This window comes from Kitasatospora sp. NPDC023120 (assembly GCF_055560835.1).
Genome location: NZ_JBVHHY010000019.1, coordinates 79977 through 96463 on the forward strand (window position 1 = coordinate 79977; position 16487 = coordinate 96463).

Sequence of the window (16487 nt, forward strand, 5' to 3'; positions counted from 1 at the left end):
GGACTCAGAGCAAGCTCAGAGCGAGCTCACGGACAGCCCTCGGGGCGCCGCGTTCAGGACCGCGAGCAGCCGGGTGACCTCGGCGGCCATCGCGCTGCGCCCCGCGCCGAGGTAGCGGCGGGTGTCGACCAGCCGTTCGTCACCGGCGAGGACCTCGCGGACGGCGGCGGTGAACACGTGGTTGAGGTGGGTGGCGATGTTGACCTTGGTCATGCCGTGCCGCACGGCGGCGGTGAGGTGCTCGTCGGCGACGCCGGAGGAGCCGTGCAGGACCAGCGGCACGGGTACCGCCCCGCGCAGCGCGGTGATCAGCGCGAAGTCGAGCGCGGCGTCGCGGGTCAGCATGGCGTGCGAGGTGCCGACCGCAACGGCGAGCGCGTCCACACCGGTCGCTGCGACGAACGCGGCCGCCTCGGCCGGATCGGTACGGGCGCCCGGCGCGTGCACGCCGTCCTTGCCGCCGACCTCGCCGAGCTCCGCCTCCACCCAGACGCCCGCCGCGTGGCAGTGCGCGACCACCTCGGCGGTGGCCCGTACGTTTTGCGCGTAGTCCAGCACGGAGGCGTCGAACATGACCGAGGAGAAGCCCAACCCGGTTGCCTGCCGGACGAGTTCGGCGGAGGTGGCGTGGTCGAGGTGGACCGCCACCGGCACCTCGGCGGCCGCGGCGACGGCCAGCACGGCCCGGCCGACCGGGACCAGCCCGCCGTGGTAGCGGACCGCGTTCTCGCTGATCTGCAGGACCACCGGGGATCCGGCGGCCTCGGCACCGGCGACGATGGCCTGGGCGTGCTCGAGCTGGATGACGTTGAACGCTCCGGCGCCGCGACCGGTGGTGGCGGCGGCGGTGACGATCTCGCCGGTGCTGGTCAGCGGCATGGGGATCCTCCTTCTCGTACGGCGGGCGGCGGGACGGCGGGCGGCCGTTCCGGAAGGTCCGGAAGGTCCGGAAGGAGCCGCCCGGCGAGCGGTCGGTCCGGGAGCGGTTCGACGACCACCTGCCGCAGCAGGCGGCGGTGCACCTCCGGGTCGAAGTCGCCCGCCAGCGGAGCGGCGACGGCGGCCGCGGACAGCGCGACCGCCTCGGGGAGCCGGAGCGGCCACGGCGTGTGCGCGACCAGCCCGAGGGCGAGCGCGGCCACGGCCGCGTCGCCCGCGCCGGTGGGGTTGCCGGTCAGCGGGCCCGGCGGTCGGGCGCGCCAGTTCCCCTGCGGTGTGGCGGCGATCAGGCCGTCCGGTCCGAGTGAGGCCACGACCGCCTGGGCTCCGCCGGCCCGGAGGGCTTCGGCACCGGCGCGCGGGTCGGTGGTGCCGCTCGCGGCGGCGAGTTCGGCGGCGTTCGGTTTGACGATCGCGGGTGCCGCGGCGAGGCCTGCGCGCAGTGCGTCGCCGTCGGCGTCGAGGACGGCGGGGATGCCGCGGGCGTGGGCGAGGTGGATCAGGACGGCGTAGGCGTCGACGGGCAGGCCGCCCGGCAGGCTGCCCGAGAGGACGACCGCGCGGGCGCGGGGAAGCAGCCGCTCGTAGTGGTCGAGGAAGGCGGTCCACTCGGCGGCGGAGACGACGGGGCCGGGTTCCAGCAGGATCGTGGTGTCGCCGAGGTGTTCCTCGACGATGGCGACGGTGCGGCGGGTCTCTCCCGCGATCGGGAGCAGTTCGTCGGCCAGTCCGGCGGCGGCGAGGTCGGCGCGCACGGCCTCGCCGTTCGCTCCCCCGGCCAGTCCGGTGACGATCGTCCCGTGGCCGAGGGCGTGCAGCACCCGGGAGACGTTGACGCCCTTGCCGCCGGCCCGGGTGGCCGTTTCCCGCACCCGGTTGCTCGCCCGCGGCCACAGCCGGTCGAGCCGGTGGGTGATGTCGAGGGCGGCGTTGAGCGTGACGGTCAGGATCACCGGTCGGCTCCTCGGCGGGACGCGGGCGCCGGGCCGGCCGGGCCCGGGAGGTGCGGCACGGCCGGGCCCGGGCGGTGCGACCCCGTGGCGGGCCGGGCGTGCGGGAGGTCCCGGGCGTGCGGGAGATCCCGGGCGAGCAGTGCGGCTCCGAGGCAGCCGGCCTGGGGGCCGAGCTCGGCGGGGACGACCCGGGGCATCCGCTGGAAGGTGAGCCGGTCGGCGAGCGCGGTGCGCAGCGGGCCGAAGTACGGGTCCCCGGCCCTGGCCAGGCCGCCGCCGATCACGATCAGCTCGGGGTCGAGCAGCGTGACGGCGGTGGCCAGGCCGTCGGCGAGTGCGTCGACGGCCTCCTGCCAGACCTCGGCCGCCCGGGTGTCCCCGGCGGCGGCCCGGTGCCCGACGTCCTTGGCGCTGATGCCGGTCTCCCCGGTGGCCCGGCCGTAGCGGCGGGCGATGGCGGAGGCGGATGCCAGCGTCTCCAGGCAGCCGCGCCCACCGCAGGGGCACGGCTCCCCGCCCGGCCGTACCACCACGTGGCCGAGTTCTCCGGCGCCGCTGTGCCGTCCGAGCAGTGCCTTGCCGTCGAGCATGACGGCGGCGGCGATGCCGGTGCCGACGGGGACGAACAGGAAGGAGCGGCAGCCCCGGCCGGCGCCGAGCCTGGCTTCGGCGAGCCCGCCCGCGCGGACGTCGTGTCCGAAAGCCACCGGGAGACCGAGTTCCTCCGTGAGCCAGTCCCGGACCGGGACGTCGCGCCAGCCGAGGTTGCCGGCGAACACGGCGGTGCCGGTGTGCTCGTCGACGATGCCCGGCACCGCGATCCCGGCCGCGGACGGCGCGTACCTGCGGGAGAGGTCGGCGGCGCAGGCGAGGACGGTGTCGATGACGGCGTCGGGCCCGCGGTCGGCGCGGGTGGCGTGGCGCTCGGTGTGGAGGAGGGAGCCGTCGTCGGCCATCACGCCGGCCTTGATCCGGGTGCCGCCGACGTCGAGCGCGATGACCGTCATGCCCTTCGCTCCGGTCCGCTCGCCCCCGGCCCGGCCGGGGCGGTCAGGACGACGGAGCGGGTGAGGTTGCGCGGGTGGTCGGGGTCGAGGCCGCGGGCGTGGGCCCGCTCGACCGCGAGGCGCTGGGCGCGGATCAGGTCGGCGAGCGGGTCGAGGTCGGACACCGAGGTGACGGCTCCGGTCGCGGCGACCTGCGCCGGCAGGCCGGTCGGCGGCTCGCCGAAGAACCACACCACGCTGCCGGGGCCGGTGACGCTGATCGGGCCGTGCCGGTACTCCATCCCGGGGTAGGACTCGGTCCACGACCCGGAGGCCTCGCGCAGCTTGAGCGCGGCCTCGTTGGCCAGTCCGACCGTCCAGCCGGTGCCGAGGAAGGTCAACTGCTGGGCCTCGACGGCTCCTTGGGGCAGTGGAGCGAGGAGCGCGCGTTCGGCCTGCTCGGGCAGGTCCGCGGGGACGAGCCCGAGGTGTGCGCGCAGCAGCACCAGGGCCGTGGTGGCGAACCGGGTCTGCACCACGGACTTCTCGTCCGCGAAGCCCAGGTCGATCACGGTGTCGGCGGCCGGGCCGATCGCGGTCGCCGGGTCGCCGGTGATCGCGACGGTGGGCGTGCCGCTGCGGGCGGCCCGACCGAGGGCGGTGAGGACCTCGGTCGTGGTGCCGGAGCGGCTGAGGGCCAGCACCCGGTCGTAGCGGCGGCTCGCCGGGAACTCGGAGGCGGCGAAGGCGTCGCTCTCCCCCAGCCCGGCGGACTCGCGCAGGGCGGCGTAGGCCTGCGCGATGTAGAGCGAGGTGCCGCAGCCGAGGACGGCGACCCGCTCGCCCGGCTCGGGCAGTCCGTGCGGGGTGAGTTCCATGGCGCGGCGCCAGGTGGTCGGCTGGCTGGCTGTCTCGTCGGCGACGTGGGTCATGGAGGCCCTCCTGAAGACGTGGGAGACGCGCGACGGAGCGGCAACGCCTGCGCGATGATGCTCTGAAGATAGTAAGATTGAGCAGAATTGCACAAGAGCGAGCAGTAAGCCGAGCAGCGGATTGCCGCCGGGAGCGGCCCGCGGGCGGAGGGGTCGCCTCCTGCCCGCGGGCCGCTCCGCCCGACGTCGGGCGCCAGGCGCCAGGCCTCAGACGCCGGGCGGGGCACCGAACGGGGCGGCCCTGGTCTGGATGATCGGCGCCTACAGCGTCCAGTGGAACCAGGTCTTCGCCGCCTCCCTCGTCGCGATCGTCCCCGTCGTCATCCTGTTCGCCGTCATCGAACGCCACGTCGTCTCCGGCCTCACCGCGGGCTCCGTGAAGTAGCGTCCCGCGGCACCGGGGGCGGGACTCCCGAGCCGGTACCGCAAGATCGGTGCGCGATACCCTGGGCGGCGGCGCAACCAGTGAAAGAGGAGTGGGTATGCACGAGCGGTGGACGCGGCTGCTCGAGATCCTGGGCGACAAGGGCCGGGTCGACGTCGCCGAGGCTGCCGAGCTCCTTGGGGTCTCCGCGGCCACGGTGCGCCGCGACATGGAGGAGCTGGCCCGGCAGCAGCTGCTGACCCGCACCCGCGGCGGAGCGGTGCTCAGCGGTGTCGCCTACGACCTCCCGATCCGCTACAAGACCGCGCGACAGGCCGACGAGAAGCACCGCATCGCCCGCGCGGCCGCCGCCCTGGTGCCGTCCGAGGCGGTGGTCGGCCTCAACGGGGGGACGACGACCTCGGAGGTCGCCCGCGAGCTGGCCGTCCGGACCGACCTCGCCGGGCACTCCGACGGGGCGGCGCTGACCGTCGTCACCAATGCGATCAACATCGCCAACGAGCTGGCGGTGCGGCCGTACGTGAAGACGGTGGTCACCGGCGGGGTGATCCGGACCAACTCCTACGAGGCGACCGGCCCCCTGGCCACCCTGGTGCTTCAGGGCCTCTCCCTGGACTGCATGATCCTCGGGGTTGACGCGATCGATGCCCGGTTCGGCGCGGCCACCCACGACGAGGGCGAGGCCAGCACCAACCGCGCCATGACGGAACGCGCTGCCAAGGTGATCGTCGTCGCCGACTCCACCAAGCTCGGCCGCCGCGCCTTCGCCCGGGTGTGCGGGATCGGCGACATCTCCGTCCTGGTCACCGACACCGGCGCGCCCGACGAGGTGGTCGAGCAGATCGCCGCCCAGGGCGTCGAGGTGCTCCGCGTCTGACGCACCGCCAGGGCGCGTGCGGGCGCCGGCCGGGAACCGCCCGGGCCGGCCACCGCGAAGGTGAAAACCTTGGGCGCCGAGGTTTCGTTACAGTTCTCCGGGTGAGCGCCCGCAGCCCCCGTGGCCCCTACGCGAAGACCACCGCCAAGCGGAAAATGATCATCGACGCCGCACTCGCGGCCTACGCCGAAGCCGGCAGCAGAGCCGTGTCCGTCCGCGACATCGCCGAACGCGTCGGGATGACCGACGCCGGAGTCCTGCACCACTTCGGCAGCCGCGAGGCGCTCCTGACCGCCGTACTCGAAGCCCGGGACACCGTCGCCACCGAGACCCACGGCGAGACGAGCGCCTTCTGGGGCCCGGACATGCTGATGGAGAACGCCGCCACACCCGGCCTGGTCAAGCTCTTCGTCGACCTCGCCGCAGCCGGCGCCGAACCGCGCCACCCGTCACCCCCGATCCGGACCACCGAACCGTCACGCTCCGGGCCGGGCCCCGCTGTCACACCGGAGCCTCTTTCGGGTGATCTCCGCACGCCGTGCCCGCCCGCGGCCGAGGGCAGAGGGTGGAGCCGCTGCGGCCCCACCCATCCCGAACGCCTCCGGTCGGTCCCGCGGTTCAGCGGGGCGCCGTGGTCGTCACTTCCCGGTCCTCCGGTCGAGGTTCAGGCAGAGTGCCCAGACGTCCGAGCAGGTGTGCGGGGAGGGTGAGCCGCCGACGTGGATCCCCCCGACGGCCGTCCAGGCGGCCCTGCGGCGATCGGGCTCGCCTTGCGGGCGGGAGTCGGCGAGACTGGCAGGCCGTGCCGGCCGGGGGCCGGCGGGGTGCGCATCGGGTGGAGGGGGTTGCGAATGGTGGGTGGATCGGCGGCGTGGCGGGTGCCTCCGCTGGACCCGCAGGTGGGGGCGGCGGTGGCGGCGGCCGGTACGGGGGCACGGGAGGCACTCACTCCGGAGGGCCTGACGGCGTGGCAGGAGCGGGACGCCGCGCGCCGGCCCCGCCCGACGCTCGAACAGCTCCGCGACGGCGGGCAGTTCGAGGTGGAGGAGCTGCCCGTTCCCCGGGCCGACGGCGAGGGGGACGTCACGGTGGTCAGCGCGCGGCCCGCCGGGGTGCGCGGGGCGCTGCCGCTGCTGTACTACCTGCACGGCGGCGGCATGGTGACGGGCAACGCGTGGTCCGTCCTGCCGCGGCTGCTGCGCGGGTGGGCGCTGCCGCTGGGGTTGGCGGTCGTGTCCGTCGAATACCGGCTGGCGCCGCGCACCCGCTTCCCGGGGCCGCTGGAGGACTGCTACGCCGCGCTCGACCGGGTGGTCGGGAACGCGGACGCGCTGGGCGTGGACCCGCGGCAGGTGATCCTCGGCGGCAAGAGCGCCGGGGGCGGGCTCGCCGCGGCCCTGGCCCTGCTGACCCGCGACCGCGGCGGGCCGGCGCCGGTCGGCCAGCTGCTGCTGAGCCCGATGCTGGACGACCGCGGCGGCACCTTCTCCAGCCGCCAGATGGCCGGCCACGACACCTGGGACCGCACGTCCAACGCCACCGCCTGGCAGGCCCTGCTCGGTGACCGGTACGGCGCCGCCGACCTCTCGCCCTACGCCGCCCCGGCCCGCGCCACCGACCTCGCCCGGCTGCCCGCGGCCTACGTCGAGGTCGGCTCGGCGGAGACCTTCCGCGACGAGGCCGTCGCCTACGCCGACGCGATCTGGCAGGCCGGCGGCGACGCGGAACTGCACGTGTGGCCCGGCGCCTGCCACGGCTTCGACACCCTCGCCCCGGACGCGGCCCTCAGCCGGGACGCGCACGCCGCCCGCACCCGTTGGCTACGCCGCGTCCTGCGGCGCTGACAGCGCCGCAGGGATCAGAAGGCGTCCTCCGGCATCTCGACCGCGGTGCGGTCCAGGCTCTCCAGGAGCCGGAACTGCGCCTCGGTCCTGGGCAGTTCGTGGCGGAAGAAGAACCGGCAGGCGCGTCGCTTGCCCTCGTGGAACGGCCCGCTGCCGCCTGCGGCGGCGAGGAACTGCTCCAGCCACAGCCAGCCGACGACCGTGTGGCCCACCGCCTCGAGGTAGCTGCCGGCGTTGGCCAGCGCCGTCTCCGGGTCGCCGGTCGCCCACAGCCGCCGGGTGACGGAGACGATGCGCCGGACGCCCTGGTCGAGCTGCGCCGCGTACTCGGCGGCGTCACCGCCGAGGGCCTCGGCGCGGGCGGTGGTCGCCGAGACGGTCTCGGCGAGCAGTCGCAGCCCCGCACCGCCGTCCATGACGACCTTGCGGCCGAGCAGGTCCAGGGCGTGGATGCCGTGGGTGCCCTCGTGGATGGGGTTCAGCCGGTTGTCCCGGTAGAACTGCTCGACGTTGTACTCGCGGGTGTAGCCGTAGCCGCCGTGCACCTGGATGGCCAGGTCGTTGGCGGCCAGGCACCACTGCGAGGGCCAGCTCTTGGCGATGGGCGTGAGGACATCCAGCAGCAGCTTGGCGCGGGCCCGGTCCTCGGGCGATGCTCCGGTGCGCTCCTCGTCCAGGAGCCGGCCGCAGTACAGAACCAGTGCCAACGCCCCTTCCGCGTAAGCCTTCTGGGCCAGCAGCAGGCGACGGACGTCGGCGTGGCGGATGATCGGCACCTGCGGGGACTCCGGGTCCTTGGCGCCGAGCGGGCGGCCCTGCGGGCGGGTGCGGGCGTAGTCCAGGGCGTGCAGGTAGCCGGTGTAGCCCAGGGCGGTGGCGCCGAGCCCGACGCCGATCCGGGCCTCGTTCATCATGTGGAACATGTACGCCAGTCCGTGGTGCGGCTGTCCGACGAGGTGCCCGACGGCGCCGGGCTCGCCGCCAGGCCGGTGCCCGCCCTCACCGAAGTTGAGCAGGGTGTTGGTGGTCCCGCGGTAACCCATCTTGTGGTTGAGCCCGGCCAGCACGACGTCGTTGCGCTCGCCGAGCGAGCCGTCGGCACGGACCAGCACCTTGGGCACGATGAACAGCGAGAGGCCCTTCACCCCGGGCGGTCCGCCGGGAATCCGGGCCAGCACCAGGTGGACGATGTTCTCGGACAGCTCGTGCTCGCCGCCGGAGATCCACATCTTGTTGCCGAACAGCCGGTAGCTGCCGTCGGCGCGCGGCTCGGCCCGGGTCCGGATGTCGGCCAGCGAGGACCCGGCCTGCGGCTCCGACAGGCACATGGTGCCGAAGAACCGCCCCTCCACCATCGGCCGTACGTAGGTGTCGATCTGCTCGCGGCTGCCGTGCGCCAGCAGCAGGTTGGCGTTGCCCACGGTGAGGAACGGGTAGGCCGCCGTACCCGGGTTGGCGGCCTGGAACCAGGCGAAGCAGGCACTGGCCACGACGGCGGGCAGCTGGGCGCCGCCGACCTCGTAGTCCATGGTGCCGCCCAGCAGGCCGGTGCCGGCGAAGACGGTCAGCGCCTCCTTGACCTCCGCGATCATGTGGACCCGCTCGCCGTCGAAGCGCGGCTCCTCGGCGTCGTTCTTCCTGTTGTGCGGCGCGAAGTGCCGGGTGGCGACCTGTTCGCTCAGGTCCAGGGCGGCGTCGAAGGTCTCGCGCGAATGGTCGGCGTACCGCGGCCGCCCGGTCAGCGAACGGACGTCCAGCCACTCGTACAGCAGGAAGTCGAGGTCGCGACGGGAGAGCAGAAGGGACGACGCCATGCGGGTCCTGCCTTTCAGGGGACTTCGGAGAGCCGATCGAGTGACCAAGCGCTTGCTTAGTACGCGCTGCTCCCAGCAGCGTGGTGCACCGGGCCCGGCACGTCAATGGGCGCACACCCGTTCCGGTTCGCCGAAACCCCACCGGAACCCCTGCCGGCCCCGTCGGCCCCCGCCGGAGCCGCCGGACGTGGCGGGGATCACACACTCCGGCGCCCGAGGGGCGAAATGCCGTGGTCGCGGCGGCGGTTGGAAGGCCGTAGTCAATGCACGTGCACACGACATTCGCCACCTGCGAGGAACATCCATGACCAGCAGTGCGTCCTCCGCCTCCCGCGCGGCCGAGATCCTCTCCCGGCCGGTCACGCTGAACGGCCTGACCGTCCCCAACCGCATCGTGATGGCGCCGATGACGCGCATGTTCTCCCCGGGCGGCGTCCCCGGCGAGGACGTGGAGTCGTACTACGCCCGCCGCGCGGCCGCGGGCGTCGGCCTGATCGTCACCGAGGGGACCTACGTCGGCCACGAGTCGGCCGGGCAGAGCGACCGCGTGCCCCGGTTCCACGGCGAGGAGCAACTGGCGGGGTGGGCGAAGGTCGCCGCGTCCGTGCACGCGGCGGGCGGCACGATCGTGCCGCAGCTGTGGCACATCGGCATGGTGCGCAAGCAGGGCGAGCCGCCCTACGCCGACGCCCCCGCCGTCGGTCCCTCCGGCATCCGCGTCGACGGCACCGAGGGCACGGGCAAGGCAATGACCCGGAGCGACCTGGACGACGTCATCGGCGCCTTCGCCGTGGCCGCCGAGGCCGCCGAGCGCATCGGCTTCGACGGCGTCGAGCTGCACGGCGCCCACGGCTACCTCGTCGACCAGTTCCTGTGGGCGGGGACGAACCGTCGTACTGACGCCTACGGCGGCGACCCCGTGGCCCGGACGAAGTTCGCCGCGGAGATCGTCGCCGCCGTCCGCGCGAAGGTCTCCGCCGACTTCCCGGTGATCTTCCGCTACTCGCAGTGGAAGCAGGAGGCGTACGACGCGAGGCTCGCCGAGACCCCGCAGGAGCTGGAGGCGATCCTCGCCCCGCTCGCCGCGGCCGGCGTCGACGCCTTCCACGCCTCGACCCGCCGCTACTGGGTGCCCGAGTTCGACGGCTCGGACCTCAACCTGGCGGGCTGGAGCAAGAAGCTCACCGGCCTGCCCACGATCACCGTCGGCTCGGTCGGCCTCGACGGCGACTTCATCCGCGCCTTCGCCGGCGAGGGCGCCCCCGTCCAGGGCCTCGACAACCTGCTCGACCGCATGGAGCGGGACGAGTTCGACCTGGTCGCGATCGGCCGCGCCCTGCTCCAGGACCCTGAGTGGGCGGCGAAGGTCCTGGGCGACCGCCTCGGCGAGCTGCGCCCGTACGACGCGGCGGCGGTGAAGACGCTCAGCTGACCCGGGCCACACCTCAACGCCGGGGGGGTACTGACCACGGCGCCGCGTGATCACCGTCTTCGGTGGTCACGCGGCGCCCGGGGCATGGGGCGGGGCAGGCCAGGCCTAGCTCTTCCTGTCCGCCGGGTTGATGATCACCTTCCCGCTGGTGAGGTCGATCCGGTTCCTCGGGGGTGCGGAGTCACCCTCCTCATCGCGGAGCATCAGCTCGGTCTGCTGCTGCTCCACCTGAACGCGCTTCATGCTCTGGAAGGCCGACTGGAACTCGTCCAGCCCCGCTTGGGAGATCGACGTCCCCTTTCGCTTGACCTTGCTCGCCCAGCGCCACAGGCGTTCGACCACCATGATGAGGATCAGGAAGATGACCATTAATTCCATGTGAGTGCACCACTTCGGCATGGGTGAGCGGAGGGCAGACGGGACCCCGACGACGACCATCCTCCAACGGTCCGCGGCCGGTCGGCGTTCCGGGTCACCGTCCCGGTCGGGGCGGCAGCCGCCGTGCCGGGGATCCGTCGGCGTGGGGTCGAGGGGGAGCGGCGGGGGCGTCGCATAGTCGGAGGGCCGATGACACCTCCCGATCACGAGACGAGACGACGATGCGGCTGCCCCGCCGACCGGTCATCACGCTGGCCGTCACTCTGCTCCTCGCCCCCGCGGGCTGCGGCTCGCCGACCGCGCCGCCGCCCCCGGACGACCGGAAGCCGACCGACACGGCTGCCACCGCCACCGCCTCGCCGACCGGGCCGCGCGCGTTCACCCTGGTCGCCACCGGCGACGTGCTGCCGCACACCGAGATCATCCGGCAGGCCAACGAGGACGCCGGCGGGGACGGCTACGACTTCCGCAGGATGTTTGCCGGCGTCAAACCGCTGATCAGCGGCGCGGACCTCGCCATCTGCCACATGGAGACCGTCTACGGCAAGGACGGCGGGCCGTTCACCGGCTACCCGGCGTTCAAGTCGCCGCCGCAGGTCGCCGCCGCCCTCAAGGACGCGGGCTACACCGCCTGCGACACCGCCTCCAACCACACCCTCGACGACGGTCCGGACGGCATCCGGCGCACCCTCGACGCCATGGACGCGGTGGGGCTGGCGCACACCGGCTCCGCCCGCGACGAGTCCGAGGCCGGGAGGCCCGCGCTGCTCCGGGCGGGTGGTGCGACCGTGGCGCACCTCGCCTACACCTACGGCACCAACGGGATCCCGCTGCCGGCGGGCCGGCCCTGGGCGGTGAACCTGATCGACCGGGACCGGATCCTCGCCGACGCGCGCGCCGCCCGGGCGGAGGGTGCGGACCTCGTGGTGGTGAGCGTCCACTGGGGCACCGAGTGGCAGGACGCGCCGAACGAACAGCAGCTCACCCTGGCCCGCGACCTGGCCGCCGGGCAGGGCGAGGGCCGGCCCGACGTCGACCTGATCCTCGGCACCCATGCCCACATCCCGCAGGCGTACGAGCGGATCAACGACACCTGGACGGTGTACGGGCTCGGCGACCAGCTCGCCGGACACATGTTCACCTACGACGGCGCCGAGGATCCGCGCGGCAACTGGAGCTCGATCGCCCGGTTCACCTTCGCCCCGCCGGGCGCGCCGGGGCAGCGGTGGACTGTCGCCAAGGCCGAGTTCATCCCGCAGGTGACGGACCTCGGCCCGCCCTACCGCGTCCTCGACCTGCGGGACGCCGCCCGCCGCACCCCCGGCCGGGCCGACTACGCCCGGGCGCTGGAGCACATCCGCTCGACGGTGCTCAGCCGGGGCGCCGCCTCGGCGGGGCTGACCATGGCCCCCTAGCCACCGGACCCCGGACCCCGGACCCCGGACCCCGGACGCCCCTCGCCGCGGCGTGTCATCCGGTGGATGTGCCAGGGGCATGGGCCTGTGGCACGGGCTGCCGCAGGAGGCTCGCAGAACCCACAGAACACCTTCAAATCACGGGAGTTGACGTCCAGTCAGTTGTACTGTGGAGTGAGCATGACGCCCTGGCCGGCGTCGTGGGCCCCGGGGGTGGGGCCGGTCGGCCGTGGCTGCCATCGGCGCAAAGGGGGAGCATCCTGATGGCATACGCGAAGGGTTATGACGTCTCCGACTTCCAGTCGGGAATTCCGGGGGACGCGGAGTTCGTCTTCATCAAGGCCACCGAAGGCGGCCACACCGGCCAGTCGGGGTACACCGCCAAGCTCGCGGACGCCCGGGGGCGCGGGCTGGTGGTCGGGCACTACCACTTCCTGCACGCGGAGAACCCGGTCGAGGGCGAGGTCGAGCACTTCTGCCGGGTCGTGGGGCAGGTGCCCCCGGGCGAGCTGCTGGTGCTGGACTTCGAGCCGTACGGGCAGTCGGTCGGCGACGGCGACGCGACCGAGGCGAAGAACCGCTGGCTGGCGGCGGTGAAGCAGCGCTACCCGGACCGCCTGGTCGGGCTCTACACCAACCGGGACTACTGGTTCCGGACCGACGACAACGCGGGTGACTTCCTGTGGATAGCGGACTACGTGTCCGCGGGTTCGCCCCGCATCCAGGCGTCCTGGCACTTCCACCAGTACAGCGACGACCCGCTCGACGCGGACGTGTTCAACGGTTCACTGGACGAGTTGCGGGCGTGGGCCGGCGCCGCCCAGGCCCCGGCCCCCGAGCCGCCCACGCCGACCCCGGACCCCGGGCCGCAGCCGCCCGGCTGGCCGGGGCTGCAGCTGGTGAACCGGGACCAGTGGGGCGCGCGCCCCTGGCGCGAACCCAACGGTTCGATCCCGTACGCCGGCCCGCGCGCCGGAGTGAAGGTGCACTACCTCGGCACGGCGTACACCTTCGACGCCCACGACACCTGCCCGGCCTACGTCCGGCGCCTCCAGGCCTCGCACATGGACGACGACGGCTGGTCGGACATCGGCTACAGCTTCGTGGTCTGCGAGCACGGTTACGTGTTCGAGGGGCGCGGGCTGAACCGGCGCAACAGCGCCAACGGCGACGTCCCGCTCAACGAGGCGCACTACGCGGTGTGCGGGCTGGTCGGCTCCTCCGGCTCGACCGTGCCGACCCCGGAACAGCTCAACGGGCTGCGGGACGCGATCGAGTACTGCGAGCAGCAGGGCCCGGCGGGCCCGGAGATCAAGGGGCACCAGGACGGCTACTCGACCGACTGCCCCGGCCCGGCGCTGTACGCCTGGGTGACGTCGGGTGCACCGCGCCCGTCCGGGACGGTGGTCACCCCGCCCCAACAGCCCGCTCCGCAGCCGGACCCGACCCCGGACCCGACCCCGGCCCGGTACCGGAAGGACATCGGCGGGCTGTCGTACGGCTACGGCGCGCACGGTCCGCAGGTCACCACCGTCGGCGAGGCGCTGGTGGCGGCGGGCTTCGGCGCGCACTACAGCCAGGGCCCGGGACCGGACTGGACCGACGCCGACACCCTCAACTACGCCGACTACCAGCGCAGCCTGGGCTACTCCGGCGGGGACGCGGACGGCGTGCCCGGCGAGTCCTCGCTGCGCCGGCTGCTCGGCGGGCCGATCCCGCTGGCCGAGGTGTCGAAGTCGCGTGTGGTCGCGGCGGCCCGCCAGGACCCGGGCTCGCCCCAGGGTGCCACCACGCACGCCGACGACGTGTACACGGTGGAGCGGGCCCTCGTCGCCGAGGGGCTGCTCGACCGGCAGTGGGCCGACGGCTCCTTCGGCACCCAGACCATCGACGCCTACTCCGCGCTGCAGCGCAGGTACGGGTACAGCGGGCAGCAGGCGGACGGCATACCCGGCATCAACTCGCTGACCCGGCTCGGCCAGGCGCACGGCTTCACCGTCGTCGGCTGACGTCGGTCGAGGAGGACAGATGTACCAACTCGCCCTGTCCCTGTGGCGCACGTGCGTGCCCTACATCGTCGCGTTCCTCGTGGTGCAGGCCGCGCGGCTCGGCATCCACCTGGACAACGCCTCCGTCACCTCCGCCCTGGTCACCGGCTTCGGCACGGTCTACTACGCCGCGTTCCGGTTCCTGGAGCACCGGTTCGGCGCGAGCTGGGGCTGGTTCCTGGGGGCCGCCCGGCCGCCGTCCTACGAGCCGCCGGCCACGCCCGCGCCGGTCGCTCCGACGGCGCCGACCGCGCCGACGGCCGAGCCCGCGCCCGCACCGGCCGCACCTGCACCGACGCCCACTCCCACGCAGGCCGCGCCTGCGCCCGCACCCACGCCCGCGCCGGCACCGACACCCATTCCCGCTCCGGCGCCCGAGCCTGAGCCCGCACCCGCAGACCCCACGCCGGCCCGACCCGACTACCGGAACCTGCCCGAAGGCGGCTGACGGGCACCGACCCGGGGGTTGCGGAATACCATATTCCGCAACCCCTGGAAATAGGACCAGTAATACAATTAGCCTTTCACGTTCAGGTCTTGACGAATTGTCACCTGAATCCGAAACTGAGCCTGCCACCGATGCATCCGGATCCCTTTTGGCGATCGCTTGATGCACGAAGTGAACGGAGGGGGAATTGCCGACGACACCGACCTACCCGGGCGTCTACATCGAAGAGCTTCCCAGCGGCGTCCGTACCATCACCGCAGTGAGCACCTCGGTGACCGCCTTCGTCGGGGCCACCCGGCGCGGTCCGCTCGACCAGCCGGTCACGATCACCAGTTTCGCGGACTTCGAACGCCGTTTCGGCGGGCTCGCGAGCCAGAGTCCGGTCAGCTACGCCGTCCAGCAGTTCTTCCTCAACGGGGGCTCGGTCGGGGTCGTGGTCCGGGTCGCGGCGGCCGGCACCGGTGCCGCGGCGGGCGTCACGCTCAACTCGACGCAGACCTCCACCGCCACCCCGGCCCTGGAGGTCACGGCCGTCGAGCCGGGGCTCTGGGGCGGGGGGCTGCGGGTCGCCGTGGACTACCGGACGCCGACCCCGGCCGAGACCTTCAACCTCCAGGTCTTCGACACCTCCGGCGCCGTCCGGGAGTCCTTCGCGGACCTGTCGGTGCGGGCCGCCAGCCCCCGGTTCGCCGAGACGGTAGTGAACAGCGGCTCGGGCGTCGTCCGGGTGAGGGTCCTGGCGGAGAGCCGACCGGACCCGGTGGGCACCGTCTCCAAGCCCTTCGCGGCCACGCTGCCGGATCTCACCCACGAGATCCAGGTGAAGATCGCCGACGTCTCGCGGACCGTCAAGATCTACGACCCCGCCGCGGACGGCACCGCGCCGACCACCGTCCCCGAACTCGCCCTGCTGCTGGAGCGCAAGCTGCGCGCCCTGCCCGACGCCCCGGGCAAGCGGGCCTTCGCGGGCACCCGGGTGAGCGTGTTCGGGCGGCAGCTCCAGGTCGTCGCCGGCTCCACCGACCCGGCCGACGTGGTGCGCTTCCTCGGCGAGGCCGCCAACAACCTCGGACTTGAGGGCTCGGTCAACCCACCGGTCCTCGCCCTCGCCGGCGGCCAGGACGGCGGTGCCCCCGGCATGACCGACCTGATCGGCAGCGAGGCCGGCAAGACCGGCATCCAGGCCCTGCGCGACGTGCCGGACGTCAACCTGCTGGTGCTGCCGGAACTGGCCGGCTACGCCAGCGTGGACGACGCCGTCACGGTCGTCTCGGCGGCCCAGGCGCTCTGCGTGGAGCAGCGGATGTTCCTGATCGTGGACGCGCCGCAGGCGTGGACGACGCTGGACGCCGCCCGGGCGGGCCTGTCCGCCTTCGACTCGGTGCGCAGCGACCACGCGGCGCTGTACTTCCCGCACCTGGAGCTGGTCGACCAGCTCACCGGCCGGCTGCGCAGCTTCCCGCCGTCGGGCACCATCGCCGGCGTGATGGCGCGCACCGACGGCCAGCGGGGCGTGTGGAAGGCTCCGGCGGGCACCGAGGCCGGGCTGCCCGGGGTGCGCGCGCTGACCGTCCCGCTGACGGACCGGGAGAACGGCCTGCTGAACCCGCTCGCGGTGAACTGCCTGCGGACGTTCCCGGTGGTGGGCCCGGTGGCGTGGGGCGCGCGGACCATGGCGGGCGCCGACGCGCTCAGCTCGCAGTGGAAGTACGTCCCGGTGCGGCGCCTCGCGCTGATGCTGGAGGAGAGCCTCTACCGCGGCACCAAGTGGGTCGTGTTCGAGCCCAACGACGAGCGGCTGTGGGCGCAGATCCGGCTGAACGTGGGTGCGTTCCTGCACTCGCTGTTCCAGCAGGGCGCGTTCCAGGGCACGTCCGCGCGCTCGGCCTATTTCGTCAAGTGCGACAAGGACACCACCACGCAGGACGACATCAATCGCGGGGTGGTGAACGTCGTGGTCGGATTCGCGCCCCTCAAGCCCGCGGAATTCGTGATCGTCAAGATCGAGCAGCTCGCCGGACAGTTCGAGGTTTAGG

Annotated in this window: 14 protein-coding genes and 1 pseudogene; 9 read left to right on the top strand and 6 right to left on the bottom strand. The window is 73.5% G+C overall.

Annotation, left to right across the window (positions count from 1 at the left end; all coding sequences use genetic code 11):
• Positions 1–15: 15 nt before the first annotated feature.
• Genes ACZ3TI_RS26620 through ACZ3TI_RS26635 form a run of 4 tightly spaced genes read right to left on the bottom strand, consistent with a single transcriptional unit; the run spans position 16 to position 3810 of the window.
• Entirely contained in the window at positions 16–879 is an 864-nt protein-coding gene (locus tag ACZ3TI_RS26620) for a class II fructose-bisphosphate aldolase (protein WP_465730350.1), read from the bottom strand.
• On the bottom strand, positions 870–1892 hold the full coding sequence (locus ACZ3TI_RS26625; protein ID WP_465730352.1) for a 1-phosphofructokinase family hexose kinase: 1023 nt from the start codon (positions 1890–1892) through the stop codon (positions 870–872). Before ACZ3TI_RS26625 ends, ACZ3TI_RS26620 begins: the two co-directional genes overlap by 10 nt.
• The gene (locus tag ACZ3TI_RS26630; protein WP_465730354.1) at positions 1889–2899 is read right to left on the bottom strand and encodes an ROK family protein; all 1011 of its coding nucleotides are present in this window, start codon (positions 2897–2899) and stop codon (positions 1889–1891) included. The genes ACZ3TI_RS26625 and ACZ3TI_RS26630 overlap by 4 nt, the downstream gene beginning before the upstream one ends.
• Positions 2896–3810 (bottom strand): SIS domain-containing protein, encoded by a 915-nt coding sequence (locus ACZ3TI_RS26635; RefSeq protein WP_465730356.1) that lies wholly within the window; start codon positions 3808–3810, stop codon positions 2896–2898. The genes ACZ3TI_RS26630 and ACZ3TI_RS26635 overlap by 4 nt, the downstream gene beginning before the upstream one ends.
• A gap of 253 nt (positions 3811–4063) precedes the next feature.
• On the opposite strand from ACZ3TI_RS26635, the pseudogene ACZ3TI_RS26640 reads away from it, so the two are divergent.
• From ACZ3TI_RS26640 to ACZ3TI_RS26655, 4 genes and pseudogenes are all read left to right on the top strand, one after another.
• A pseudogene (locus tag ACZ3TI_RS26640) lies at positions 4064–4195 on the top strand (carbohydrate ABC transporter permease); the annotation flags it as partial.
• Positions 4196–4286: 91 nt separating this feature from the next.
• Positions 4287–5072 (top strand): DeoR/GlpR family DNA-binding transcription regulator, encoded by a 786-nt coding sequence (locus ACZ3TI_RS26645; protein WP_465730358.1) that lies wholly within the window; start codon positions 4287–4289, stop codon positions 5070–5072.
• Positions 5073–5173: 101 nt separating this feature from the next.
• Positions 5174–5782, top strand: a complete 609-nt coding sequence (locus tag ACZ3TI_RS26650) for a TetR/AcrR family transcriptional regulator (protein WP_465730360.1) — start codon at positions 5174–5176, stop codon at positions 5780–5782.
• 141 nt (positions 5783–5923) lie between these two features.
• A complete protein-coding gene (locus ACZ3TI_RS26655) occupies positions 5924–6916 on the top strand; it encodes an alpha/beta hydrolase (protein ID WP_465730362.1) in 993 nt (330 codons plus the stop codon).
• 14 nt (positions 6917–6930) lie between these two features.
• On the opposite strand, the gene ACZ3TI_RS26660 is transcribed toward ACZ3TI_RS26655, so the two are convergent.
• Positions 6931–8730: an acyl-CoA dehydrogenase gene (locus ACZ3TI_RS26660; protein WP_465730364.1), complete on the bottom strand. Its 1800-nt coding sequence runs from the start codon at positions 8728–8730 to the stop codon at positions 6931–6933.
• Between the two features lie 304 nt (positions 8731–9034).
• Between ACZ3TI_RS26660 and ACZ3TI_RS26665 the strand changes: the two genes are divergently transcribed.
• Positions 9035–10162 carry an NADH:flavin oxidoreductase gene (locus ACZ3TI_RS26665; protein WP_465730366.1) on the top strand — a complete coding sequence of 376 codons (1128 nt, stop codon included), beginning with the start codon at positions 9035–9037 and terminating at the stop codon, positions 10160–10162.
• Between the two features lie 105 nt (positions 10163–10267).
• Here the strand turns inward: ACZ3TI_RS26665 and ACZ3TI_RS26670 are convergent, their stop codons facing one another.
• Positions 10268–10531: a DUF6191 domain-containing protein gene (locus ACZ3TI_RS26670; RefSeq protein ID WP_465730368.1), complete on the bottom strand. Its 264-nt coding sequence runs from the start codon at positions 10529–10531 to the stop codon at positions 10268–10270.
• Between the two features lie 230 nt (positions 10532–10761).
• Between ACZ3TI_RS26670 and ACZ3TI_RS26675 the strand changes: the two genes are divergently transcribed.
• The 4 genes from ACZ3TI_RS26675 to ACZ3TI_RS26690 all read left to right on the top strand — a co-directional run bounded on the left by ACZ3TI_RS26675 (position 10762) and on the right by ACZ3TI_RS26690 (position 16486).
• Positions 10762–11955: a CapA family protein gene (locus tag ACZ3TI_RS26675; RefSeq protein WP_465730370.1), complete on the top strand. Its 1194-nt coding sequence runs from the start codon at positions 10762–10764 to the stop codon at positions 11953–11955.
• A gap of 263 nt (positions 11956–12218) precedes the next feature.
• Positions 12219–13964, top strand: a complete 1746-nt coding sequence (locus ACZ3TI_RS26680; protein ID WP_465730372.1) for a peptidoglycan-binding protein — start codon at positions 12219–12221, stop codon at positions 13962–13964.
• 19 nt (positions 13965–13983) lie between these two features.
• Entirely contained in the window at positions 13984–14451 is a 468-nt protein-coding gene (locus tag ACZ3TI_RS26685; RefSeq protein ID WP_465730374.1) for a hypothetical protein, read from the top strand.
• A gap of 187 nt (positions 14452–14638) precedes the next feature.
• Entirely contained in the window at positions 14639–16486 is a 1848-nt protein-coding gene (locus ACZ3TI_RS26690) for a phage tail sheath C-terminal domain-containing protein (protein WP_465730376.1), read from the top strand.
• Position 16487 lies beyond the last annotated feature (1 nt).